14 protein-coding genes and 1 pseudogene are annotated in these 26,032 nt (G+C 59.3%); all 15 read left to right on the top strand.

What is annotated here, in order from left to right; all coding sequences use genetic code 11:
• The first annotated feature begins 26 nt into the window (after positions 1-26).
• The 15 genes and pseudogenes from xylB (at position 27) to ONB52_20635 (ending at position 25,828) form a co-directional block, all read left to right on the top strand.
• Positions 27-1,525: pseudogene (gene xylB / locus ONB52_20705) on the top strand (xylulokinase).
• A 720-nt stretch (positions 1,526-2,245) separates the two neighbouring features.
• The gene (locus ONB52_20700; GenBank protein MDZ7418553.1) at positions 2,246-2,518 is read left to right on the top strand and encodes a hypothetical protein; all 273 of its coding nucleotides are present in this window, start codon (positions 2,246-2,248) and stop codon (positions 2,516-2,518) included.
• Between the two features lie 263 nt (positions 2,519-2,781).
• Entirely contained in the window at positions 2,782-4,098 is a 1,317-nt protein-coding gene (locus ONB52_20695) for an extracellular solute-binding protein (protein ID MDZ7418552.1), read from the top strand.
• A gap of 2 nt (positions 4,099-4,100) precedes the next feature.
• A complete protein-coding gene (locus tag ONB52_20690; GenBank protein MDZ7418551.1) occupies positions 4,101-5,588 on the top strand; it encodes an ATP-binding protein in 1,488 nt (495 codons plus the stop codon).
• 47 nt (positions 5,589-5,635) lie between these two features.
• Positions 5,636-7,093, top strand: a complete 1,458-nt coding sequence (locus tag ONB52_20685; protein ID MDZ7418550.1) for a sigma-54 dependent transcriptional regulator — start codon at positions 5,636-5,638, stop codon at positions 7,091-7,093.
• 1,024 nt (positions 7,094-8,117) lie between these two features.
• Complete coding sequence (locus ONB52_20680; protein ID MDZ7418549.1) at positions 8,118-10,847, top strand: tetratricopeptide repeat protein; 2,730 nt, start codon at positions 8,118-8,120, stop codon at positions 10,845-10,847.
• Positions 10,848-11,755: 908 nt separating this feature from the next.
• Positions 11,756-13,087: a group II intron reverse transcriptase/maturase gene (gene ltrA, locus ONB52_20675; GenBank protein ID MDZ7418548.1), complete on the top strand. Its 1,332-nt coding sequence runs from the start codon at positions 11,756-11,758 to the stop codon at positions 13,085-13,087.
• A gap of 84 nt (positions 13,088-13,171) precedes the next feature.
• Positions 13,172-13,303 carry a hypothetical protein gene (locus tag ONB52_20670; protein ID MDZ7418547.1) on the top strand — a complete coding sequence of 44 codons (132 nt, stop codon included), beginning with the start codon at positions 13,172-13,174 and terminating at the stop codon, positions 13,301-13,303.
• 236 nt (positions 13,304-13,539) lie between these two features.
• Positions 13,540-13,752 carry a hypothetical protein gene (locus tag ONB52_20665; protein MDZ7418546.1) on the top strand — a complete coding sequence of 71 codons (213 nt, stop codon included), beginning with the start codon at positions 13,540-13,542 and terminating at the stop codon, positions 13,750-13,752.
• Entirely contained in the window at positions 13,752-14,156 is a 405-nt protein-coding gene (locus tag ONB52_20660; protein MDZ7418545.1) for a type II toxin-antitoxin system death-on-curing family toxin, read from the top strand. Before ONB52_20665 ends, ONB52_20660 begins: the two co-directional genes overlap by 1 nt.
• Positions 14,157-14,493: 337 nt before the next feature.
• Positions 14,494-16,110, top strand: coding sequence for a sodium:solute symporter (locus ONB52_20655; protein ID MDZ7418544.1), 1,617 nt, complete (start codon positions 14,494-14,496; stop codon positions 16,108-16,110).
• A 7-nt stretch (positions 16,111-16,117) separates the two neighbouring features.
• Positions 16,118-17,926: a family 16 glycosylhydrolase gene (locus ONB52_20650; protein MDZ7418543.1), complete on the top strand. Its 1,809-nt coding sequence runs from the start codon at positions 16,118-16,120 to the stop codon at positions 17,924-17,926.
• A 30-nt stretch (positions 17,927-17,956) separates the two neighbouring features.
• Positions 17,957-19,648, top strand: a complete 1,692-nt coding sequence (locus ONB52_20645; GenBank protein MDZ7418542.1) for a CotH kinase family protein — start codon at positions 17,957-17,959, stop codon at positions 19,646-19,648.
• Between the two features lie 882 nt (positions 19,649-20,530).
• The gene (locus ONB52_20640; protein MDZ7418541.1) at positions 20,531-22,540 is read left to right on the top strand and encodes a GDSL-type esterase/lipase family protein; all 2,010 of its coding nucleotides are present in this window, start codon (positions 20,531-20,533) and stop codon (positions 22,538-22,540) included.
• A 1,029-nt stretch (positions 22,541-23,569) separates the two neighbouring features.
• On the top strand, positions 23,570-25,828 hold the full coding sequence (locus tag ONB52_20635) for a glycoside hydrolase family 3 C-terminal domain-containing protein (protein MDZ7418540.1): 2,259 nt from the start codon (positions 23,570-23,572) through the stop codon (positions 25,826-25,828).
• The last annotated feature ends 204 nt before the right edge of the window (positions 25,829-26,032 follow it).

Raw genomic sequence — 26,032 nt, 5'->3', positions numbered from 1 at the left:
GCGGTAAACGATCACGGTCAACTGCCATGCCTCATTTGCTCGGCATCGACACTTCGACCACGGCGACCAAGGCCCTGCTCATTGATGAGACCGGGCGCGTCGTCGCCGTGGCGGCCACGCAATATCCGTTTGACTCCCCCAAACCCGGATGGACCGAACAGGATCCGGCGCTGTTTTGGAAGGGCACGGTGCAAAGCATTCGTGCCGTTTTGGAGAAAGCGCAAATCACCGGCCGGCAGGTCGCCGCGGTCGGCCTCACCGGGCAAATGCACGGCATGACGTTGCTCGACGCACACGGCGACGTCATTCGCCCGTGCATTTTGTGGAATGATCAGCGAACGGCGCAACAATGCGAGTGGATCACAAATTTGATCGGTGCGCCGCGTGTCCTGCAGCTCACCGGCAACCCGATTTTGACCGGCTTCACCGCGCCGAAGATCGTTTGGACGCGCATGCACGAGCCGGAGAATTATGCCCGCATCGCGCATATTCTGCTGCCCAAGGACTATGTGCGCTACCGGCTCACCGGTGAGTTTTTCAGCGACGTGGCGGACGCCTCCGGCACCTCCCTGTTCGATGTCGGCAGGCGCCAATGGTCGGAAGACTTGCTGGCCGCGCTGAATATCCCGCGGGCCTGGTTGCCGGAAGTGACCGAGTCGCCGGTTGCCAGCACCAAAATCAATGCGGCGGCTGCGCAAGCCACCGGACTGCTGGCGGGCACGCCTGTCGTCGCCGGCGGCGGTGATCAGGCGGCGCAGGCTGTCGGCACCGGCATCGTGCGCGAAGGCACGGTGGCCGTGACCATCGGCACCTCCGGTGTGGTGTTTGCCCAATCGGATTCCTATCGCGTCGAGCCGCAGGGCCGCTTGCATGCCTTCTGTCATGCGCTGCCCGGCAAATGGCATCTTATGGGCGTGATGCTTTCCGCCGGCGGCAGTTTCCGCTGGTATCGCGACCTGTTCGCCGGCAATGAATCTTATGAAGCCTTGACGCAAGCCGCGGAAAAGGTCGCTGCGGGCAGTGAAGGCCTGTTGTTTCTGCCCTATCTCACCGGCGAACGCACCCCCCATCCCGACCCGCACGCACGGGGTGCTTTCATTGGTCTGAACATCCGCCATACCAAAGCGCATCTCACGCGCGCCGTGATGGAAGGCGTGACTTTTGGGCTGCGCGATTCCCTGGAATTGCTGCGCGCCCTGGGCATGCCCACCCGGCAGGTGCGCGCCTCCGGGGGGGTGCCAAGAGTGCCCTTTGGCGGCAGATGCTGGCTGATGTTTTCAACACGGAAATCGTCACGGTCAATTCCACCGAAGGCGCCGCCTATGGCGCGGCCCTGCTGGCCGGGGTCGGCACCGGTGTTTATTCCAGCGTCGAAGCTGCTGCCGGACAGGTGATCCGCATCACCGATCATCATCAGCCCTCCTCTGCTGCGAAGACATATGCCGGATATTACGCCCGCTATCACGCACTCTATCCGGCACTCAAGGCCGAGTTTGCCGCGCTGGCTGAGATGGTGCGGGTATGATCCCCGAAAGGGCTGCCATGGTTTTCGTGGGAGGTCTCGTGTTCGTCGGAATGACGGTGACACGGATTCCCACGTGCACGGACAACGCCCCCGGGCTTTCCGGGCAAACGCCGCTTGCCTTCGCCGCAGGATATCACGAAAATGCCGTAGCGCAGACTGCCAGCCCAATGCTGCCACCTGAATTTTGCATGCTGCCCTGCTGTTGTCCGGAAGAAATGCGTGTTCATAAAACTCCGTGAGGAGTGAACTGTGTGTAAACATCGGAATCTTGCGTGTCTTTAAACTCCTTTGGGAGTGGCCTGCAGAATTTCCCGGGATCTGGCGCGGTTTTTTGCAGAGAATCAAACGGTTCATCCCTGCCGGAGTGGATCGCACGGTGGCCTGCAAAATTTTTTATGCACCACCCCCTGCGTGGTGGGGGGTGATCAGATTGGCGTTGCTTGCGGAGGGGATCAATCTGGGAGCAAAATTCAGGTGCCAAATTTTTCGAAGCGATCAAATCCAAAAGCCAAAACACACAAGGACGCGAAGCCGCAGAGGTTGTGCAAGGAATAACCATTCCGCCACGGTTTGACCGTAGCCCTAATCTTGCGATCCTGCGGATGCCCTCTGCAGGAATGCCCCGGCCAGGCCGGGGCAGATTAAAAAGGGGGCGGACGGAACTGTCCCTGCGAAGATTTGTGAACCACACAACCCGCCAAGAGCACGAGGGAAAACCTGGTGGCCGGTGTGATTTTTATGGTGCGGCGGCTTGTTGTTTGGCAAGCTCTGCTGAAAAAATCTTGGCGTGAGAGTTTTTTGTTTTGTTTGAAAAATTGCTGCCACTGGACTTCTTGTCCGCAGGCAGCGATGTTTACGCCACGCCACACGTTACCAAAGCATCCCGCCGCGGCCAAAATCCAGCTTGACAAATTCCCGCCGGTTTCGCATTATCGCTGCGTGATTGACGGATGCAAATTCGCGGCAATCTCCTTGTCTGTCGCCGGAATGTGATGCGCATGGTTATGCGGCCCGGGCGGCTCCCCGCTGTTGCTGTCCCTGCCTTTAGACCTCGCACGCCACACTCGTGCACGAGCGCGGTGCGGCCGCGGTTTCCCGCCAGCCTCATGATGAAAAAAGTCCCTTTTGCAGGCGCTCACGGGCCGGGCACGCGGCGCAAAGCATCAGCGTTCTCCCCTCCCCCGATCCTGCCCGCAAACCGCGCGCACGGAGGGCGGAGGCCTCTGGACGCCATCCGGCCAACGCACAGGTGAAACATGTTCAGCCGTCTCTTTTCCAGAACCAGTTTATTGATCGCCTCGCTGCTGATTGCCGCCCTGGCCATCGTCATCGTGGTGTTCACTCCCGCCGGCCCGGAGGAGGAAGAGGATGCCGGGGTCACGACCCTCTACTTTGCCGACAATCTCTCAGCGGCGCAGCAAACCATCATTGACCGTTTCAACGAGCGGTATCGCGGCCGGGTGCAGGTGGTGCCCATCAATCTCCCCTTCACCAAATTCAGCACCAACGAACGCAAGCAGCTTCTCACCCGGGCGCTGCGCAGCAAGAGCTCGCGCATCGACATCTTCGCGGTGGATGTGGTGTGGACACCGCGTTTCGTGAAATGGGCGGAGCCGCTGAGCCGGTATTTTTCCGCCAAGGAGCAGCAGGCCTTTCTGCCGCAGGCGCTCGCCTCCTGTTTTTCCGGCGGGGAATTGGTGAGCGTGCCGTTCTATTTCGACATCGGCATCCTGTATTACCGCCGGGATCTGCTGCAAGCATTGCCGGATTTCGCCGAGGTGGAGCGCAAGCTCAAGGCGTCGATGACCTGGGAGGACTTCATCGAGCTCGGCCGGCGTTTCGCCGCGCGGCAGCCGTCGTTTTATTTGTTCCCGGCGGACAGTTATGAGGGCCTGATGTGTTCCCTGGTGGAGAACATCGGCCATCAACACCCGGTGTTGATCAGCGGCGACTCGCTGGGCATCAACACCCCTGCCGCGCAGCGCGCCCTGCAGTTGCTGGTCGATTTGGTGGGGCGCTACCGTCTCACCCCGCCGGCGGTCACCGGCTACAAGGAAGTCGATGTTTATGAGCACGCGCTCGCCGAAGATGCGCTTTTCTTCCGCGGCTGGCCGGGCAATTTGCGCACCTATGAAAGCCGTTACGGCGACAAGGTCAAAGCCATCGCGTTTGCGGCGCTGCCGCATTTTGCCGGCTCACCGCCCGCGGCCGTCTTTGGCGGCTGGAATCTCATGATCGCACGCGATTCGAACCAAAAGGCGGCGGCGCTCGAGTTCCTCAAGTTTGCCACCAGCCGGGAAATGCAGCGCCTGGTCTACGAAACCATGGGGTATCTGCCCGCCATCCATTCCGTCTATGACGACAGTCTGTTTTGCGCCCGGCATCCCGATTTGCGCTACTACCGTCAACTGCTCGCCACCGGCATGCACCGCCCGGCGCTGGTCGAGTACACCAAGATTTCCGACATTCTTTCTTTCTTTGCCCATCGCGCCATCAAGCAGGAAATCTCCGTCCCCGCCGCGCTCGCCGGTGCGGCTGCCATGATTCGCTCGCAAAAAGTGCTGATCAACTGACCATGAATTCGCCGCAAGACCGTCTCGTTGCCAGGCTGCGCCGCCATCATTTCGAGTTGAAACACGTGCTGGTGCTGTTCAGCATCATGGTGGCGTCACAGGTGCTGGTGTCCTTCGTGCAGAAGAATTCGGTGAGGGATTTCCTGGTGCGTGCCCAGGAATGGTATCAACGCGACTCCGCCGAGCGCTTCGCCAATCTCGCCGCCATCTCGCTGGAGCTGCTGCTGGAGACGGCCTCCCCGGCGCACCGCCAGAGCGCCGCCGACCGCCGCAAGCTGATTCAGGCGTTCGACATCATTTTCAGCCAGCAGTTGCTGCTGCAGCATGTCGAAGAGGCCTGCGTGCTGGTGGCGCAGGGCGAGCGCGTCTTCGCCATCGACAATGGCACCGCGCTCTACCGCTTCTTCTTCGAGAACCCGGCGGAGCCGCCCCCCGCCGACATGCCGCACCGCGAGGCCACCCGCCTCTACCGCCAGGTGCGTGGCCGGCTCGAATCCACCGAGCAGGTCTGCAATCTGCTCGAAGGCCGGCAGACCTTTCACGTGTTCGTGCCTTTCGTCCCCAAGGGCGAGTATGCCGGCGCGGTCTACATCAAAAATGCGCCCGATTTCGGCTTCGTCACCCGCGAGATCATCACCCGCTTCAATCAATCCGGCATGGTGTTCATGGGCATGATCCTGTTCGGCATGCTCGCGCTGTTTTTTGTCTCCTCCTATTCCGTGCAGGAGCGCGATGAGGCCCAGCAGCTCCTGTTCAAGGAGCGCGAAGCCCAGCTCCGTGAGCGCATTCACTATCAAAAGGAAGCCCAGTTTGCCAAGCGCATCTACCACACCCACCACAAGGCCGAGAAGGTGATGGGCTTCATCAAGGAAGATGTGCGCATGCTGTCGACCGCCAACATCGAGGAGATCAAGTACCGCGTCACCAAATACGCCAACTACATCTCGCGCGTCATCTACGACATGAAATGGTATGAGCCCCCGGTGCTGGCGATCCGCGGCCCGATCTTTCAAACCGACCTGAACGAAGTGCTGCGCTTCATCGTCGAACACATCTGCCTGCGCCTGACCCGGCAGTCGGAGGAGTTCCGCTTCGAGATGGACCTCGACCCCGCCCTGCCGCCGGTGCAGGTCAATGAATTCGTGGTGTGGGAAATCTTCGAGCCGCTGCTGCAAAACGCCCTGGACCACAGCGGCGACGGCCGCATCACCATCACGGTGCGCACCCGTTTCGAAGCCGCCACCGGCGTCGCCTGCGTCGTCATCGCCAACAACGGCCGGCCCATTTTGCCCGAGCTGCTGGAAACCAACGAACACGGCATCAAACGCCTCTTCCTGGAGAACATCTCCACCAAGGGCAACGGCCTGCATTCGGGCTATGGCTGTTATCTTGCCTACGAAATCTCGAAACAGCGCTGCGGCTGGGATTTGGATGCCGAAAATTTGCCCGGCGGCGGCTGCCAGTTCACCCTCCGGATTCCCCCGGCGTGAAACACCACCGCCGCAGGCGGACACAAGACTCGGCGGAGACCACCAGCATGAAAACCAATGACATCATCTCTCTGCTGCTCATCGAAGACGAGGAATTCGACGCGCGCCGCGTGCGCAACACCCTGCGTCCCTTCGCCGACCGCATTCATATTCGCGATGTGGTCGCCGACGGCCAGGAGGCCCTCACGCTGCTGGAACGCAACCCCGGCCGGTATGATGTGGTGATCATGGACTTTCAAATCCCGGGCGCGATCATCGGCGAAAACCTGATCCGGCGCATCAAGGAAATCGACCCCACCCTCCAGGTCATCATCGTCACCAAGATGACCATCAACGTCACCGACTTCGAGTTTGCCCACCGCCTGCAGGAGGCGGGCGCGATCTGGTATTGCACCAAATACCCCGGCGATATCGAAGCCTACATTTATCAGCCCACCGATTTCGTGCTCAACATCATCAATGCCTTCGAACGCCGGCGCCTGCTCGAAGAACAGCAGCGCACCGCGCGGCGCCTGCAAAACACCGTGCAGGGGCTGCTGCGCCGCAAGCGCATCATCGGCGATTCGCCGGCCATGCGCCACCTGCGGGATTTGATCGCCAAGTTCGCCGGCACCAACGTCAACGTCATGGTGCGCGGCCCCTCCGGCACCGGCAAGGAACTGGTGGCGATCAACCTCCACTACAACAGCCGCCGGCAGTTTGAAAACTTCGTCCCGATCAATTGCGGCAGCCTCCCCGATCACCTCATCGAGAGCGAACTGTTCGGCTTCGAGAAAGGCGCCTTCACCGGCGCCCATGCCACCAAAAAGGGCCTGTTCGAAGTCGCCGATGGCGGCACCGTCTTCCTCGATGAAATCACCGAGCTGCCGCTCTCCGCACAAGCCAAGCTGCTGCGCGTCATTCAGGAGGGCGAAATCGACAAGATCGGCCGCACCGGCACCATCGCCGTCGATGTCCGCATCATCGCCGCCACCAACAAGGACCTGGAAAAGGAGGTCGCCGCCAAACGCTTCCGCGAAGATCTCTACTATCGCCTCAATGTCGCCACCATCAGCGTGCCCGCCCTGGCGCAGCGCCGTGAAGACATCCCGCTGCTCATCGACCACTTCATGGCACTGTTCAGCGCCGAAATGAACCAGCGGCCGCCGCATCTGACCGGGGAAGCCCTGCAGGCACTGAGCAACTATGACTGGCCGGGCAACGTGCGCGAGCTGCAAAACGTGGTGCAACGCCTGCTCCTGGCGCATGCCGATCCCGTCACCATCGCGCAAGTCCATGCCGCCCTGGGCATGCAACCACAGCCTGCCGCGCCGGTGGAATTCCTCAACTGGGGGCAGGGAGACGGCCGGCGCATCCTGCCCTGGCGCGAGATGGAAAAACAGATGCAGGCCGGCTATTTTCGCTTTGTGCGTGAACACGCCGGCTCCGATGCCGAGGCCGCGCGGCTCCTGGGGCTGGCACCGCCCAACTTTCACCGCATGTGCAAGCGTCTGGGCATCAAATAGCACGGGCACGCGCCGCCAGCTCCTTCTCGGCCGCCGCCGCTGTTCGGTGAAAAGCCCGGCCTGTGCCCGAGCCGGTGCCACTCCCGGCCGCCCTCTTTTCCCCTCCGCAGGGCTTCCCGCCTGCTGGCACCCTCGCCGGCCCTCAGCATCGAAACATAGTGCCACAGTCACATGTGGGGACGTCGCGCAGACCTGTTGTCGGCCGGCGGGATTTTTCGTGCCAAACTTGAACCGCAAAGTCGCAAGCAACGCCAGGCTGGCATTGCTTTGCGTACTTGGCGGCTCGGCGGTTCAAGCAGGCTGACGTCCAATGGCTAATTTTTCAACCTGAATTTTGCACCCGGATTGATCTCTTGCGCGAGAAACGCTGATTTCATCGCGACGCCCGTTCAGCGCACGGCAGAGATTCCAACCTCGAAGTCAAGATGACTCTCCCAAACCCTCCCACCAAAGCAGTATTCCCACGAGAATGCCGTAGCGCAGGCCTCCCGCCTGCCTGCAGACAAGATTTCTGTGCGACATTCTCATCGTGAGGGGTGTGCAAATGAACAGGGCAAATCACCACACGAAAAGACTTTTGTAGTAGACCCTTCAGGGTCGGAAGGCACCACTATGAAAGCTCATTTTGATTCTGAGGGGTGCCGCGCGCCGCATGACAATTACCTCGACAAGACAAATCCCGGCCGGATGAAACACCCCCGTGCCCCCCACCCGCGGTCAAAGTCCTGCCATGCCTCATCCACATCAATCCAACATAAAGCCAAAAAATTTCGCGGGAGTCATTTTCGTGGGAGGAAAACATCCCGTTTATCGCAGGTTGCAATTTGAATCAAGGCGGACCAATCGCAGGCAAAACTATTCCAAAGCAATGACAGAAAAAGTGAACGGCAAAAATATCTCTTTTGGAACTTGGCAGGAGATCGGAATATCTTTATCTTTCCGCCAGACGTCTTCCCGGCATGACTTGCCTGAAAAGGCCGGTGACATTGGGCTTGCAGTCTGCCAATACATTGCAGGGGTAAATATGCCAGCGGAACTTCCTGCGTCCTCGCCGCAACTCCGCCACTACCTGCGCCTGCTCGTCGTCATCGCGGCGCCGGTTTGCGGCAAAACAGAAAATGACCCGCCCGCCCAGCCGCTGGACGTCTGGGGCGAGTGGCAGCGCTTCAGCCAGGCCCTCAAACACAGCCGCGACCCTGTGCACGACCGGGCCGCGCCCTATGCCGTCGTGCGCCTGTTTCCGCCCACGCTGGAAAATCTCCGGCACGCCCTGACCTTCGGCGACGAAAACAGCACCTATCAAATCCTCCACTTCATCGGCCACGGCAGCGCCACCGGCCTCGCGTTGGAAGACGAATTCGGCCGCGAGCAGTTTGTGCCCGTGGCCGAACTCGTGGCCGCCTGCAAAAACTCCCGCCTCAAACTCGTGGTGCTCAACGCCTGCGAAACCCGGCCCCTTGCCCAAGCCCTGCAAGCCGCCGGCATCCCCAGCGTAATTGGTACCCACGCGCCGATTGCCGACCTCGTGGCAAAAACCTTCAGCGAAACCTTCTACAGCCGACTCGCTCTCGGCCAATCCCTCAAAACCGCCTTCACCGCCACGCAGGAAATTTTAGCCGGCAAATTTGGCGAAGAAGCGGCGCAAAATCTCGCGCTCCTGCAGCTCAGCGACCAAACCCTGGCGCTGCCCCCGCAACCGGCCACGGATTTTCTGCTCCTTGCCAATGAGCCGCCGCACAATTTGCCGCTGCTGCAGTACACCCGCCACTTTGCCGGCCGCGGCCCGGAGCTGGTGCAAATCGGCCAATGGCTGGCCGGGCGACCCGAGGCGGTGATCGCGCTCTCCGGTGTCGGCGGCATCGGCAAGTCCAGCCTCGCCACCATGGCCGCGCTGCGCCACAGCCACCGCTTCGCAGGGGTGATCTTTGCCACCGCCAAAGACGACCCGCAAAATTTCGGCGTCGAAAAAATCGTGCAGACCATCGACGCGGTGTGCGGCAGCGACTGCCTTGCCGCGGCCATGCCGGAAAAGCGCCAACAAGCCGCCTTGCGCCTGTTGAACAGCAAGCCGCTGCTGCTGGTTTTGGATAATTTGGAAACGCTTTCCGCCGCTGCCACCACCGCACTGGGAAATTTTTTGCGCCAGCTCGATCCCCGGCAGGGCAGCGTGGCGCTGCTCACCTTGCGGCCGCGGCACAAGGATCCGCTCACCACTCTGGCCGGCAATTGCCTGCTGCCGGTGGAAGCGCTCGACCTGTTCAGCGCCTGCCTGCTCGTGCACAATTTGTCCGGCGAAAGATTGCTGCTGAAATTCGAGCGCCGGCCGCCGGCAGCAAATGAAAAGCCGCTGCTGCTGGCGCTGGCGCAGCACCTCGGTTATCGCGAAACTGCCTTGCCCCTGCTCGCCGCGGTGCATGATCTCGCGAGCGATTGCCATTGCCATCCCCGACTGGTGGAGCTGGCCCTCGGTGATTTGCGGCGGGCCACCACCTCCTTCGCGGCGGTGCGGCAGCATTTACAAACCCTCTCCGGCAAAGATTTGCAGGCTGCGGTGAATGACATGCTGGGCCGCATGTTGACTGCCTTGCAAGCCGAAGTGCCGGCGGCCCTGGCTCTGTTGCAGACCATGACGATCTTTCGCGGGCCCGCGGAGGTGGAGGCGCTGGCCGCGGTGCATGGCAGCGAAGAACCGGAGGCGTTCGAAAAGGCTCTGAACGCGGCGGTGGACAGCTCCCTGCTCAACGCCGAAAATGAGCGGGTTTGGCTGCACTCGCTCACCGCGCAATTTTTGGAAAAGCACGCGCCCCTGCCCGCAGCCACTGCCCACGCCTGCCGCCGGCGCCACGCCGAGTATTATTTGGCAAAGGCGCGGCAGTACAAAGAGAGCAACATGGAGCACTGGCGCGCCTTTGACGTGGATTGGGACAACATAGCCGCAGCCGCCGAATGGGTGGCAACCTTGCCGGTGGAAGAAAAAGCGCAGGCCGAGCTGGTGGGGGATTTTGCCCGCGCGGTGACAGATGTGGTTTACTGGCGCAAACTGCCGGCGGAAAAGTGGCTCTTGGCCGGCGCCACTGCCTTTGTGCGTTTGGGCAACAAAAAGAACGAAGCCTTGATGTACAACCAGATCGGCCTGATTTACGACGCCCGTGGCGACTACGACGCGGCGCTGGAGTGGTATCAAAAGAGCCGGGAGATACTAGAGGCGCTGGGCGATCGTGCCGGCCTGGCCAGATCCTACAATAACATCGGCCTGATTTACAAAGCCCGTGGCGACTACGACGCGGCGCTGGCGTGGTATCAGAAAAGTGTGGAAATTCAAGAGGCGCTGGGCGATCGTGCCGGGCTCGCCACCTCCTACAATAACATCGGCGAAGTTCATCGCGCCCGTGGCGACTACGACGCGGCGCTGGCGTGGTATCAAAAGAGCGTGGCAATAGAAGAGGCGCTGGGCGATCGTGCCGGACTGGCCAGATCCTACAATAACATCGGCGGAATTTACCACGCCCGTGGCGAGTACGACGCGGCGCTGGCGTGGTATCAAAAGAGCCGGGAGATATTGGAAGCGCTGGGCGATCGTGCCGGGCTGGCCATCACCCTGCACAACATGGGCTACGTGGCCAAAGCCCAACAAGACTGGCCCGCCGCCCTTGCCTATTTCACCCGCAGCCGCGAGCTCTATCAACAACTCGGCTTGGAGAAGGACGTGCATGAGGAGGAAGCGCTGATCGCGGAGGTGCAAGCGAAAATGTAACGCCGGCACCGTAGCGCCGGTATCTTGCTTGCAAAAGTTCGTAGCGGAGGCTTCCTGCCTGCATCGCCCGGGCGGGAAAAGAAGCTTTTTTGCCCGGCGAATCCAGCAGGCCTCGTAGCGCAGGTTTCCAGCCTGCCGGAGTAGCGCAGCAGTAAAAATTTTTCTTCGCCCGGCAAGTTCCGCCGGCCTCGCAGCGCCGAAACGTAGCGCCGGCACCGTAGCGCAGGCATCCTGCCTGCAAGAATCCGTAGCGCCGGTATCTTGCTTGCAAAAGTTCGTAGCGGAGGCTTCCTGCCTGCATCGCCCGGGCGGGAAAAGAAGCTTTTTTGCCCGGCAAATTCAGCAGGCAGGATGCCTGCGCTAGTGCGTTAGGCAAAGCTTAAAGTTTCTGGCAGAGTGAAAGTCTCTGCAGGGCAAGGTCTAGCCAACCACCCTTACCGAGTGTTGCGGATGTGACAAGGCAGACGATCTATTTCGGTCGGAAGCCAAGAAAGCGTCCGAGGCGTACACAGGGCAGCACATGAGCCGTAAGGAAGACCGCACGTCCTTAAGCTTGATATAGCCCCGTTAGAGCATGATAAAGCAGACGGCCAGGGTTTTAGCGCGCCGGAAGCCAACACGAAAGCGTCGCAAGTTTGTGGCGAGACGCCGTAGGGTCTGCCGGGGTTGCACAAAAGCATGGTACGTGTGCAGAGAAGCTTTAGGAACCTAAGAGACCTTGTCGATTCCTCCTCTACGGATTTATCCATGAGCAGGTAGGGACACTCAACCACAAGAAGAGCAACCGACGATCGGCGAGGAGTCGGATCAGCTCATAGTACTCTGAAGACGGGAGAGCCGACTACACGTGCGCAGGAAGAGCACACGGGGAAGGAGCTGACAGAGATACGCAACCTGCAAAGGACAACATGGCCCGAACGAGCAAAGTCGGCAACACCGTGCAAACCTCCCTGCAGGGCATAGCCAACAAGGCGAAGCGCGAGAAGAAGTACCGGTTTCGCAACCTTGCGGCGATGCTCACGGAAGACTATTTCCAATACTGCTGGAAATTTCTCCGCAAAGATGCGGCAACGGGCGTGGACCGCGTGACCGCCGAGGAATACGGCAAGCACTTTTCCACGAACGTTCGCGCATTGATCGAGCGTCTCAAGCAAGGCCGCTACCGGGCAAAGTTGGTGTTGCGCAAGTGGATTCCGAAGGGCGAAAACAAGTTTCGTCCGCTTGGACTGCCGGCTCTGGAAGACAAGCTGCTCCAGATCGCAGTCGCGTTGATCCTGCGCGCGATATTCGAAGAAGATTTTCTGCCGTGCAGCTACGGCTATCGACTCCGTCGCGGAGCACGAGACGCCGTGCGGGCACTCAGAAACGACCTTCGATTTGGGCGCTATCGGTTCGTCGTTGAAGCCGACATCAAAGGCTTCTTCGACAACATCGACCATGCATGGATGATCCGCATGCTGGAACAAAGGATTGATGATCGGCGGTTTCTGCGTCTCATCAAGAAATGGCTGAAAGCGGGCATCTTGGAGCAAGACGGCAAGGTATTGCATCCGGACACAGGCACGCCGCAAGGCGGCATCGTCTCGCCGGTACTTGCCAATGTCTACTTGCATTACGCTCTCGATCTGTGGTTTGAAAAAGTCGTGAAGAAGCAATGTCGCGGCGCAGCGTATCTGCTCCGCCATGCGGATGACTTTGTTTGCGCCTTCGAGTATCAAGAAGACGCGGAACGATTCTACCGCATGCTCTCGGAACGGCTTGGCAAGTTCAACCTGACGCTCTCGGCGGAGAAGACGCGCATCGTGCGCTTCAATCGTTTCCCCGAAAGCGCGGGCAGCAGTTTTGACTTTCTCGGCTTTGAGTTTCGCTGGGGCGACAGTCGCAAAGGCGAAAAGATGGTCAAGCTTCGCACCTCTCGAAAGAAGTTTCAACAGGGTCTGAAGAACTACACGAACTGGTGCCGCGAGAGTCGCGGACTCGGCATTCGACAAATTCTAAAGACGCTTAATGCGAAACTTCGCGGCCATTACAACTACTATGGCGTGATCGGGAACTACGAATGCTTGCACAAATACTTTCGCCAGGCGATGCGCATCCTGCACAAATGGCTCAATCGGAGAAGTCAACGGAAGAGCTACACGAGACAGCGCTTCTGGGCGATGATCAATCGCCACCGCATCGAACGGCCGCGCATCACAGAAAGACGCTTCGGACAACAACGACTTCGTTTCAGCTTTTAGCCGACTGCGGAAGCGAGTATCTCTGAAGAGCCCGTTGCAGGAAAACTGCACGGCGGGATCTGTGCGGGGGGCACGGGGAAACCCGTGTCCCTACCGCGACCAACGCCAGCATTGGCCTATTTCACCCGCCGCCGCGAGCTTTTCCAACAAATCGGCTTGGAGAAGGACGTGCAGCGAGAGGAAGCGCTGATCGCGAAGGTGCAGGCAAAAATGTAGCGTCGGCACCGCCCGACGTGAGTGAAGTCCGACTTGGTCGCGATCTGCTGCCCAAGTCGGACTTCGCCCCTCGGCATTGCCGGTTGATTTTGGGGAAGAACTTTCTTACCCTTTTCTTGTCAAAGTGTAATTATTCACCGTCCGCATGCTTGCGGACGCAGGCTTTTGAACGACCATGAGTTGTTTCGGTACAACAAACTCGCGCAACGACGGAAATTTTCATGCAGGGTCAAACCATGAGCAAAACGATCGTTTTAAACCGCGACGAAGCCGTACGGATCATTCAGGAGATGCTCCTCTTGCTGGGGCCACAAGTCAAGATCGAGATTCAGCAATCCAACAATACCGTGACGCTGCGGGCGCAGACCGATCAGCCCGAATTGTTGCAGTGGGCTGAACGGATTGGTGATCGCTACCAGAATGTATTTGAACGGCTGGCAAAGAGCTGATGTCGATAACTTATCTCACAATTGACGAAGTCATTGCCTTGCATGATTATGCCATACGACGTTTTGGTGGCGCAGGGGGACTGGCTGATCGTGGCAAACTCGAAGCGTCAATTGCTGCGCCAATACAGAACGTATTCGGTACAGAATTATATCCCGATCTCTGGAGTAAAGCTGCTGTCTTATTCTTTCTGCTCATCAAAAATCATCCCTTCACAGACGGCAATAAACGCACCGCTTTGTACGCCTTGTTGAGATTTTTGGAAGTCAACGGTTTCACTATATCGGGCATCAGCAATGACGAGCTTTATCAGTTTACGATAGACGTGGCGAGCTCATTGTTGAATCAAGATAAAATTGTTGAGTGGCTGAAAACGCATACGGTTTCCATGCCGCAACCAGGTTGAGTTACCAGCCGGGCCGGCGGCAGTGACCCATCTCACCCGCAGCCGCGACGTGAGTGAAGTCCAACTTGGTCGCGATCCGCTGCCCAAGTCGGACTTCGCCCCTCGGCAATTTGGCCTCTCTCATCCACCTCACCGCTTGTCACCCGTTATCATCCCGATAAGCCTGGATTATCGAATTGATAATCTGCCCCGAAAAAGGGGAGCCCGCCCCCAAGATTTTCAAGCAAATAAACCGCGGCCGGCAATGGCACCATTCTTGATCATTTTCCACCCATGGAGATGATCCAGTCCCAACTCTAAGAAAGTGTCGTAGATTGCCATTAAGCGGGAGCAAGAAGTGGAGAATCAGCTTGTTGCGCTCGACTATGCGGTGATTGGGCTCTACTTCGGCGCACTTTTCTGGATCGCATGGTGGGCGACCGCGCGCGGTCGGGCGGTGGTGGACAGCGCAGAGGGGTACTTTCTGGCGGGGCGAAATGTCGGCTGGTTCGTGATTGGGGCCTCGTTGTTTGCGTCGAACATCGGCTCGGAGCATATGGTGGGCCTGGCCGGCACGGGCGCGGCCAGCGGGGTGACGGTGGCACAGTTCGAGATTCTGGCCTCGCTTATTCTGCTGATCCTGGCATGGGTTTTTGTGCCGTTGTATTTGAAGACCCAGGTCTATACCATGCCGGAGTTTTTGGAGCGGCGCTATTCGCCGGCGGCCCGCATCTATCTGTCGTGGATTTCCATCATGGCCTATGTGTTGACGAAAATTTCGGTGACGATAGCGGCCGGTGGCATCGTGTTCGAATCATTGATGGGAATCGATTTCTGGACGGGCGCGCTGATCGTGGTGACGGCCACCGGCCTGTACACGGTTTGCGGCGGGCTGCGCGCAGTGGTCTACACCGAATTGATGCAGATGTTCATCATGATCTTTGGGGCGGTGGTGGTGACCGTGACCGGCTTGGTGGCGGTGGGCGGGTGGGGCGCGATGCAGGAAATCGCGGGCAGCCGTTTCTTCAACATGTGGCAGCCGGTCTCTGATCCCCACTTTCCGTGGACCGGCATCCTGTTGGGCGCGCCGATTTTGGGAGTGTGGTATTGGTGCACTGACCAGCTCATCGTGCAGCGGGTGCTGTCGGCCAGGGATCATTGCCAGGCGCGGCGCGGCGCGATCTTCGGCGGCTATTTGAAGATCCTGCCGGTGTTCATCTTTGTCCTGCCCGGCATTGCCGCCTATTGCCTGGTGCAAACCGGGCGTCTGGTGCTGCTCAAGCCCGATCATGCCCTGCCGGCTCTGGTGGCGGCATTTCTGCCTGCCGGACTGCGCGGGCTGGTGGTGGCGGGTTTGCTGGCGGCATTGATGAGCTCGCTGGCCTCGGTCTTCAACTCCTGCTCCACGCTCATCACCTGGGATATTTACAAGAAGCTCAATCCCTGCACCTCGGAACGGCAACTGGTTCTGGTCGGCCGGGTGGCCACCGCCATTTTGGTGATTTTGGGCCTGTCGTGGATCCCCTTCATCAAGTTGATCTCCGGCCAGTTGTATTTCTACCTGCAGAGCGTGCAGGCCTACATCTCGCCGCCGATCGCGGCGGTGTTTCTGCTGGGCATCTTCATCCCGCGTCTGAACGGCCGCGGCGCCATGGCGGCGTTGCTCACCGGCCTGGTTCTGGGTTGCGGCCGGCTGGTCGCTGAGATCAACAAGCACAGCCTGACCGGCCTGCTGAAAAGTTATGCCGAGCTGAATTTCCTGCACTTCGCGGTTTTCCTGTTCCTGATATGCTCCGCGGTTTTGGTGGTGGTCAGCCTGACGGCGCCCGCACACAACGCGGCCCAGCTCGTCGATGTGACATATGCCACGTATCGCGGGCCGCAGGAAAATCCGGCGCGGCGGCGCCTGGACGTGCAGCTCTCGCTTCTGCTCGCGCTGGCGGTCGCCACGGTCTGGTTTTATTTTACCGGATGAGGCGAACATGAAAAAAACGGTTGGCATGCTTGCCCTGCTGGGCGCGTGGAGCTGGGCCACCACTCTGCCGGCCCAGATCAAAACCTACCGCGGTGCGGAGCTGCGCACACGCACCCCCATCACCTACGGCCGCTGCGAGGTGCGCATGAAATCCGCGGCCGGCAGCGGCGTGATTTCCTCCTTCTTCACCTTCCACGACGGCAGTTCCAATCCGCTCGCCAACTGGAACGAGATTGACATCGAGATTCCCGGCCGCCATCAGAACCAGGTGCAGTTCAACACCATCACTCCCGGACAGGTCAATCACGTTTTCACCAGCATGACCGCCTTCAACCCGCATGCCGCCTTTCATGTTTATGCCATTGAATGGACGCCGGACTATGTCGCCTGGTTCATCGACGGCTATGAGGTGCACCGCCAGACTGAAGCCCACATTGCCACGCTTACCCGGCCGCAGAAGATCATGATGAACCTCTGGCCGCCGGCGGCGGTGGACTGGGCGGGCGCGCTCAACCCCGCGGTGCTGCCGGTTTACGCCTATTACGACTGGGTCAAATACTACGCCTACACCCCCGGCCAGGGAGATAATTTCACCCTGCAGTGGACGGATGATTTCACCGCGTGGGATCAAAACCGCTGGAGCAAGGCGACGCACACCTGGGAGGGCAACAATTCCAACTTTATTCCGGACAATGTCGTTTTCCTAAACGGCTACTTGATTCTCTGCCTGACCACCAGCACCCAAACCGGCTATCGCGGCAGCCCGGTGATCGAGGAAGACCGTGAGCCGCCCTATTTGGCGTGGGCGCGAGGCTTTGATCAGCGCGTTCATGTTTACTTTTCGGAGGAACTGGAGCGGGGCAGTGCGGAGACTCTGGCCAACTACACTTTGCCCGGCGCCACCTTGCTGGCGGCGCGCCTGCTGCCGGGCAACAAGTCGGTCGAGTTGCTGACCGAAGGGTTGGATCCCGCACTCACCTACATTTTGGTGGTGAATGGTGTGCAAGACCGCTCGCCTGCGGCCAATCGCATGAGTCTGCAATACACCAGCATGAAAGTGGCGCCGCCGCTGCCGCTGCACATCAATGTTGGTGGCGAGGGGCAGGAGGGTTTTCTGCCGGATCAAGTGTGGCAGGAACGGTTGGAATATGGCGCGGTCGGCGGCAGCATCAGCACGGCGCCCGCCGGCACGCCGATTTCCGGAACCGCGCATCCGGATGTTTTTCTCTCCGGCCGTGAAGGTTTGACGTTCTATCACGTGCGGCTGGCGCCCGGCAATTATCAGGTGACGCTGCTGCTGGCGGAGACGCTCGCGCAAGCCCCCGGCCAGCGGGTGTTCGAGGTGTGGGCGGAGGGCCGCCTGGTTTTTGACAATCTCGATCCCTTCGCGCTCGCCGGTCCGAACCGTGCCTTGGAAATGACCCTCGCCAGTCTCAGCGTCACCGACGGCCGCCTCGATCTTTATTTCAAACCGGTGGCCGGCAGGACGCTGCTCAACGGTCTGATGATCGCTGCGCTGCCCAGTGCAGTGACCGGGGCATCCGCGCCGCCCACCGACTTTCAGCTTGCAGCTTTTCCCAATCCTTTCAATTCTGCGACCCAAATTGCATATTCCCTGGCCGCGCCCGGCCGCATCGGGATCACGGTCATTGACGTGCAGGGGAAAGTTGTGCAGGAGGTACTGCGGGAATTTCGCACCGCCGGCACGCACACCCTGCGGCTCGCGGCCATGAATTGGCCGGCTGGCATCTACTTCCTCCGCCTGCAGGTGGAGGGCCGGACGGTCGCCACCCGCAAGCTAACCCATTTGAAATGAGCAGCGACATGCTGTGAAGGGATGGTTGCCATGTTGACGAAACGCTTTGCCAGGGTGCTGCGGAGCGCCTGCCGCTTGTCCACGCCGGCGGTGCTGTACCTTGCCGCCTTGTTGTCGCCGCTTTTTGCCCAAGGGCAAACGCCGCAGGTGGAATTTACCTCCTCGAATTTGCCGATCGTGGTGATCGACACCCACGGCCGGGAAATCGTGGACGAGCCCAAGATCACGGCCGACATGGGCATCATCGACAACGGCCCGGGCCGGCGCAACTATCTTTCCGATCCTTTCAATCACTATCACGGCAGGATCGGCATCGAAATCCGCGGCTCCAGCTCGCAGATGTTTCCCAAGAAGCAATACGGTTTCGAAACCCGGGACTCGCTGGGCAAGGACATTGATGTGGCGCTGATGGGCATGCCGGCCGAAAGCGACTGGATTCTGTCGGCATCCTATTCGGACAAAACGCTGATGCGCAACGTGCTGGCCTATCATCTCGCCAGGCAACTCGGCCGCTACGCCAGCCGCACGCGCTTCTGTGAACTGGTGTTGAATGGCGACTACCGCGGCGTTTACATCTTCATGGAGAAAATCAAACGCGACAAGAACCGCGTCAACATCAGCAAGCTCGAGCCGGCCGATGTCGCGGGCGATGCGGTGACCGGCGGCTATCTCATCAAAATCGACAAGCGGGAAGGCTCGGATACGCAGGGCTGGTACTCCTCCTTTTTGCCCTATCCCGGCTCGCCGCACCGCATTTATTACCAGTACGACTATCCCGATCCCGATGACCTCGTGCCGGCGCAACAAAGCTACATCCAGGATTTCATCCACCGTTTCGAGAGCCTGATGGCCGGTCCGGATTACAATCATCCGCAGACTGGCTACCTGACCTTGCTCGATCCGGCCGCCGCGGTTGACTATTTCCTGATCAACGAAGTCTCCCGCAATGTGGACGGCTACCGCCTGAGCGCGTTCATGCACAAGGATCGCGACAGCAAGAACGGCCGGCTGACCATGGGCCCGGTGTGGGATTATGATTTGGCCTTCGGCAATGCCGATTACTACGACGGTGCCAAAATCTACGGCTGGCAGGTCGACTTTCGTGTGGAATCCGACGGCTTTCAAATTCCTTTCTGGTGGCCGCGCCTGGTGCGGGATTCCACCTTCGCCCGTCTGCTGGTCGAACGCTGGCGCAGCCTGCGCACAACCGTGTTCGACGTGCAGCGGATTCACGCCTTCATCGATTCCACCGCCCTGCTTTTGGAGGAGGCCCAGCAGCGCAATTTCCAGCGCTGGCCCATTCTCGGCGTCTACGTCTGGCCCAATGCCTACATCGGGCAGAACTATCGCGAAGAGGTGGAATATCTCAAACACTGGGTGAATCTGCGCATCTTGTGGATGGATGCCAGTCTGCCGGGTCTGGCCGTGGCCGTGAAGGAAGCACGCACCACGCCGCCGGAGCAGTTCACGTTGAGGCAAAATTATCCCAATCCCTTCAACCCCGAAACCACCATCCGTTTTCACCTGCCCGCTGGCGGCCGGGTCTCGCTCACCATCTTGGCGGGCGATGGCCGGCGGGTGGCGACGTTGTGGGAGGGAGACATGTCGCACGGTGAGCATGTCCTGCGCTGGCAGGCACGCGGCCTGGCCAGCGGCGTTTATTTCTGCCGCCTGCAGGCCGGCGAACAGGTGGCGGTGCGAAAATTGATGATCGCCAGGTGACACGCCATGACCGGGGCATGCCCGAGCCGCACCAGGCGGCAGCAAAAAGCAAAAATGCACGCCGGGTCACAAAGGTGCAAAGCGTCCGCGGAGGCCTCCTTTGCAGGAACTTTGCAGCCCGGCGTCTTCGCATGAATCGTTTTGCTCCCCCTGCAGAGATTTCACCTTGAAGATACGAGCAAACCGCCATCCCCAATTGCCGCCTTTGCAACGGCGGTTCCTGCAACGCCCCGGCCGTTGCTTCGAATTCCCCGGTTTTTTCATGAGCCTCGCCGTTTGGGAAACCCCGGCGCTGCCGCGGTTGAAACGTTTTCGAACAGAAGAGACTAAGCGGAAATGACAATCATAGTCGCGAAGATTTGGGACACAGATTTTCGCCGAGGAAGGCAGATGCAACCTGAATGTTGCATGCGGCTTGCTGTTCCCTGGAAGAAATGGCGTGTTCACCAAGCTCCGCCAGTTATTCCGTCCGAAGTCAGGCAGGATCTTTTTCGAATGTGGCGAAGCCCTGATTGCGCAGTTCGCCCGTTTGCCGCAGGCGTCACGGCTTCTCGCCCACAAAACTGGACTCCCACGAAATGGCTTTTTCCACGGGATTTCTGCTTTCGTAGGTGGATTGTTTGTGTTTGATCCTGACACGGAGGGTTGAATCGCTGTTGTGCTGCCTGAATTTTGCATGCTGGCTTGCCGTTGTCCGGAAGAAAGGGCGTGGGTGACGTGCACCCCTGCTGGAGTTGACCGCATGTTTGCCGGCAAAATTTTTTAGGCACCACCCCCTCGGGCCCTGTGCGTCACGATTAAAACGGCGTCTCTCGCGGATTGGGCCAGCTTCGCTGCAAAAGTCAGGTTTATTCCAGAGTCCCTGCCAGGAGCCGAGCGTCCATGACCAAACGAGCCCGTCACTCCAAACTTGCTGTCACCAAACCCGCAGCTTCGCCCGGCAAGGCGCACCAACGCGTGTTCAGGATCCTGCTGGGTCTCGTGCCAATCCTGCTGCTGGCGCTGGCGGAGGCAGGTCTGCGGCTGCTGGGTGCCTTTGCGCCCGAGCCTTTTGTTTTGGAAACCGTCAGGGCCGGCAAGTCCTGCTATCAACTCAACCAATGGGTGGCGAAGCGCTATTTCGATCCCGCGCGGGTAACCGTGCCGGGCATGCAGCCCGATCTCTTCGTCAAGCACAAAGGCCCGGAGGTTTTTCGCATCTTCTGCGTGGGCGGCTCCACCACTGCGGGTTTTCCCTTTGATTGCAATGTTCCCTTTCCGGTGCAGCTTCGTTATTTGCTGGCGCAAACCTATCCGCAGCGCCGCTTCGAAGTGCTCAACGCCGGCATCTCCGCGGTCAACAGTTTCACGGTGGTCGATCTGCTGCCCGAGATGCTGGCGCTCCAGCCGGATATGATCATCATCTACATGGGGCACAACGAGTTTTACGGCGCCTATGGCAGCGCCTCGACCATCTCGCTGGGGCAGAATGGCAGGCTGATCCGAACATACCTGAAGCTGCACAAGCTGCATGTGGTGCAGATGCTGCGGCGTTTGATCTCGTGGCTGCGGCCCGCAGCAGAACAAAATGCCCGCCCACCCTCGTTGATGGCCAATGTCATTGGCGACCAGGCCATTGTGTTCGGCTCGCCGAAATACCGGCGCACGCTGGCCAATTTTCAAGACAATCTCGCTTTGATTTTGCGGGAATGCGCGCGCCGCGGCGTGCCGGTTTTGATCGGCACGCTCTTCTCGAACCTGCGCGACCTGCCCCCCTTCGCCAGCGAACAACCGGCCCTGCCCGCGGACGCCCGTGCGCGCTACCAGCAGGCCCTGGCCCGCGGCGACAGCCTGCTGCAGCAGCGCCGGTTCGCGGAAAGTGAAAGCGCCTATCGCACCGCCTGGCTGGAGGATTCCAGCGCGGCGGTGCTGTGGTATAAACGCGGTTTGGCCAGCGCCGGCCTGGGCGATTCAACCGCCGCCCTGCATTTCTTCACCGGTGCGAAAGACCGCGATCTCATTCGCTTTCGCGCCAGCGAAGAGGTCAATCAAATCATCGCGGCGCTGGCACGGAAGTACCGCGCCCATTGCGTTGATCTCCGCTCCCGGCTGGCGCAGCGTTCACCGCAGGGACTGCTGGGCAACAACCTGCTCGTCGATCATCTCCATCCCAATCCTCCGGGCTATTATCTCATGGCCACCGGCTTTTACGAGGCCATTCGTGCCGGCGGGTGGCTGACCGATCCGGTGCCGCAGTTTCAGCCGGCGGATCAGCCTTATTATGTCACCGACCTCGATTGGGACATCGGCCTGATGAAGATTCTCGAAATGACGCATCGCTGGCCTTTCCCGGAGAAGCCGGTCTCATTCCACGACTACCGGCCTTATGGCGATCCCGCCACCCTGCCCATTGTCCGGGATTATTTGCTGAGGGACAATGTCTGGTCGCGGGCGCATTATCGCATGGCGGAAGTCTATTGGCAGCGGGGCAATTTCGCACGGGCACGCCGGGAATATCTGGCGGTCAGTGTCTTCGCACCGGAGGATCCTTATCCCTACCAGCAGGTGGCCAGGACCTACGAGCAGGAGGGCGCGTGGGATATGCGGGAATTCTACCTTCGGAAAACCCTGCCATACTCCGACCACAAAGGCATGTTGCTTTACCAAATCGCGATCGCACAATGGCGCCAGCAAAAGCTCGCGGCGGCATGTGAAACGATGCGGGCGGCGCTCGAACAAGCTGATCTCACTCACCAGGAACGGCAAAATGCGAAATTTTATCTCGCCGGGTTTCATGCCGATGCCGGTGACCCGGCCCGGGCTGCCGAGCTCCTGACCGGCTTGCTGCGCGAAGATCCCACTTTCCAGCCGGCCAGGGTGTTTCTGCAAAGATTGCGACCGCCGGCGCAATGAACAGCACTTTTGTAGTAGACACTTTAAGGTCGGTGCCTGAAAGGCACTACTACGAAAGCTCATTTTCATTCTGATGGGTGCCGCGCGCGGCATGGCAAATTACCCTGAAGACACTATTCCGGCCGCAGAGATTTTGGCGACGCCGCTTTGTCCAGCCTGCCACTGATAAAAATCAGCGCGACACGGCGTCGATCAGCGTCCAGAGAATTGGTTCAGGGCCGCATGCCGCATTACGATTTGCCCACACAAATCGACAGAGAACCAGTCTGTTCGTGGTATCTGAATTTTGCCTGCTGGCCTGCGGTTGCCCGGAGGAAATGACGTGTTCACAGAACTCCGCCAGTTATTCCATTCGAACTCAAGCAAAACCTTTTTCGAATGTGAAGAGGCCCGGACTGCGACATTCGCCCATTTGCCGCAGGCGCCTCGTCTTTTCTCACACGAAGATGGACTCCCACGAAATGGCTTTTCCCGTGGGGCTTCATTTTCGTGGCCGGGGCAGGCCTGCAGTTTTCGTGATAAACGCAGCGCAGACATCCCTGTCTGCCTGTGGGTATTTCGTGGCGATTGCGGAGAAACCGCTGCCTTTGTTCTGCCACGAAGATACACTCCCACGAAAAAGCTTTTTTTTGTAGGACTCCACCCTCAAGAAGAGTGAAGCATTTCCCGAAAGCGCCTTTTTCATGGGATTGCATTCTCTGGAGAGGATTTTGGGGGCTGCTTCCAACGCCGCCCTATCTTGCTGTGCCGCCGGCTTTGCGGACTTGCAGTGCAGATTATCAAATTTATAACAGCGGCATTATCAAATTGATAAATTTTTCTTTGCTCGGAGCGTTCTGTCGAACTTAAGCTGTTTAATATCAAAAGCTGCTTTCTGCCAGGAAGGTGGCGCAATTTTTGTCGATTGTGTATCAAATCAATTCCCGGTTTCCGATTCCGGCGGCGCGCCGCCAAATCCCTCTGACTCACTCGAGCAACTGCCGCCTGGGCCCGCGTGAGTTGTGTTGCGATTCCAGGCAAGGATGAACGATGACGACTTCCCGCCATTCTTTACTCCTGCTTGCGAGTGCCGTAGTTCTCGGTCTCGCCCCCGCTTATGGCCAGAATCATTCCCGCCCCGATTACACCGCGCAAGTGAAGCGATTGTTGTCGCAAATGACGGTTGAAGAAAAAGTCGGGCAGATGACGCAGGTGACCATCGACGTGGTTTCCAGGGATACACAAACCCCCGGCAAGCCCCACCAGCTTGATCCCGCCAAGCTGCGCACCGCCATCAAGGATTATCACGTGGGATCGATTTTGAACGTGATGGGCTCGGCCTACTCGCTGGACAACTGGCATGAGATCATCACACAGATTCAAGAGGTCGCGACGCGGGAGACGCGCTTGAAGATTCCAGTCATCTACGGCATCGATGCCATTCACGGCGCGAATTACACCATCGGGGCGACCATCTTTCCGCAGCATCTCGGCATGGCCGCCACCTGGAATCCGGAGCTGGTCAAACAGGAGGGCATCATCACGGCCTATGAGGTGCGCGCCAGCGGCATCCCGTGGAATTTCAATCCCGTTTTGGATATTGGCCGGCAGCCGCTGTGGCCGCGCTTGTTTGAAACTTTTGGCGAAGATCCCCATCTCGCGCGGGTCATGGCAGTTGCTTACGTCAAGGGCCTGGAAGGAGAGGATAATCAGATCAACCGCAAAGACAAGGTGGCAGCCTGCCTGAAGCATTATCTGGGTTACAGCTTCCCGCTCACCGGCAAGGATCGCACACCCGCCTACATTCCCGAGATCATGTTGCGCGAGTATTTTCTGCCCACCTTTCAGGCTGCCATTGCGGCCGGCGCGCACACGGTGATGGTCAATTCGTCTGAAATCAACGGCGTGCCGCTGCATGCCAGCCATTATTATTTGACGGAATTACTGCGCGGCGAGCTCGGCTTCCAGGGCTTTGTGGTGTCGGATTGGCAGGACATCATCAACCTGCATACGCGCGAGCGGGTGGCGGCCACGCCCAAGGAGGCGGTGCGCCAGGCGGTGATGGCCGGGATTGACATGAGCATGGTGCCGCTTGATTTTAGTTTTTATAATCACCTGCTCGCCCTGGTGCGCGAGGGCGCGGTGCCCATGCGCCGCATCGATGAAGCGGTCGGCCGCATTCTGCGCGTGAAATTCGCGCTCGGCTTGTTCGACAATCCCTATCCCGACAAGACACTGCGGGCCGGGTTCGCCGCGCCGGAGTTCCGCGCCGTGGCGCTGCAGGCCGCACGTGAATCGTTGATCCTGCTCAAGAACCAGGACAACCTGCTGCCGCTGGTGCCGCAAACCCGGTTGCTGGTCACCGGCCCGACCGCCAACAAGCTGAGCGTGCTCAACAGCGGCTGGACCATCACCTGGCAGGGCAATGAGGAGTCGCTTTATCCCCATGAGTATCACACCATTCTGGAAGCGTTGCAGGAAAAATTCGGCAGGCAAAATGTCACGTATGTGCCGGGCGCGAGTTATGACAAGCTCATCGACGTGGCCGCTGCCGTTCAAGCGGCACAGGCAGCGCAGGCGGTGGTCGTCTGTCTGGGTGAAGAGGCTTATTGTGAATCTCCCGGCAACATCACGGATTTGAGCCTGCCGCGCGCCCAGCTCGAGCTGGCGCAGGCACTGCAGCAGACCGGCAAACCGGTGATTCTGGTGCTGGTGCAGGGCCGGCCGCGTCTGATTCGTGAGATTGAAGAGAAAAGTGCGGCGATCCTGGCGGCATTTCTTCCCGGCATGCAGGGCGGCACGGCCATCGCCGAGGTTTTGGCCGGCGAGGTGAATCCCTCCGGCAGGCTGCCCATCACCTATCCGCGCCACCCCAACGACCTGACGTTGTATGATCACAAGTCCAGCGAGAATGCCAGCGAACATCACGTCTATCGGCCGCAATTCCCCTTTGGTTACGGGTTGAGCTACACCACGTTCGAATACCGTGATTTGACGCTCTCGCCCGCCACCCTCAAGATGGGCGAAAAATTGAACGTGCGCGTCATCGTGCAGAACACCGGCACGCGGGCCGGCCGGGAGGTTGTGCAGCTTTATCTCACCGACTTGTACGCCTCGGTCACGCCGCACAACAAGCGCCTCAAACGTTTTGAGAAGATTGATCTGGCGCCGGGTGAGAGCCGGACCGTGACGTTCACGTTGCAGCCGCAGGATTTCGCTTTTATCGGGCGCGACAACAAGCCGGTGGTCGAGCCGGGCGAATTCCGGGTTGCCGTCGGCGGTCTGTCACGGAATTTTATGCTGGAATAAGCCCTGTAAAAACGCCCTGCCATCCCGTTGGAATTTTGTCCACGAGACATGGGAACCCAAAAGTGAAAAGCTGTTGCGGCCCCGTTTGTTTGGCGGGTTGGGTGCAGCTCTTCCCCAAAACTGACAAGCAAAAGGAGGTGATAAGCCAAGATTTCGCTGGCAACAAATTTTTTCAAGTCACGAGTCTGTTCATCAATTTTAGCG

This window comes from candidate division KSB1 bacterium (assembly GCA_034506255.1).
In the GTDB taxonomy this organism is placed as follows: Bacteria; Zhuqueibacterota; Zhuqueibacteria; order Zhuqueibacterales; family Zhuqueibacteraceae; genus Coneutiohabitans; species Coneutiohabitans thermophilus.
The sequence above is the reverse complement of the archived record's forward strand: the minus strand, read 5'-3'. Positions and strand labels throughout refer to the sequence as shown.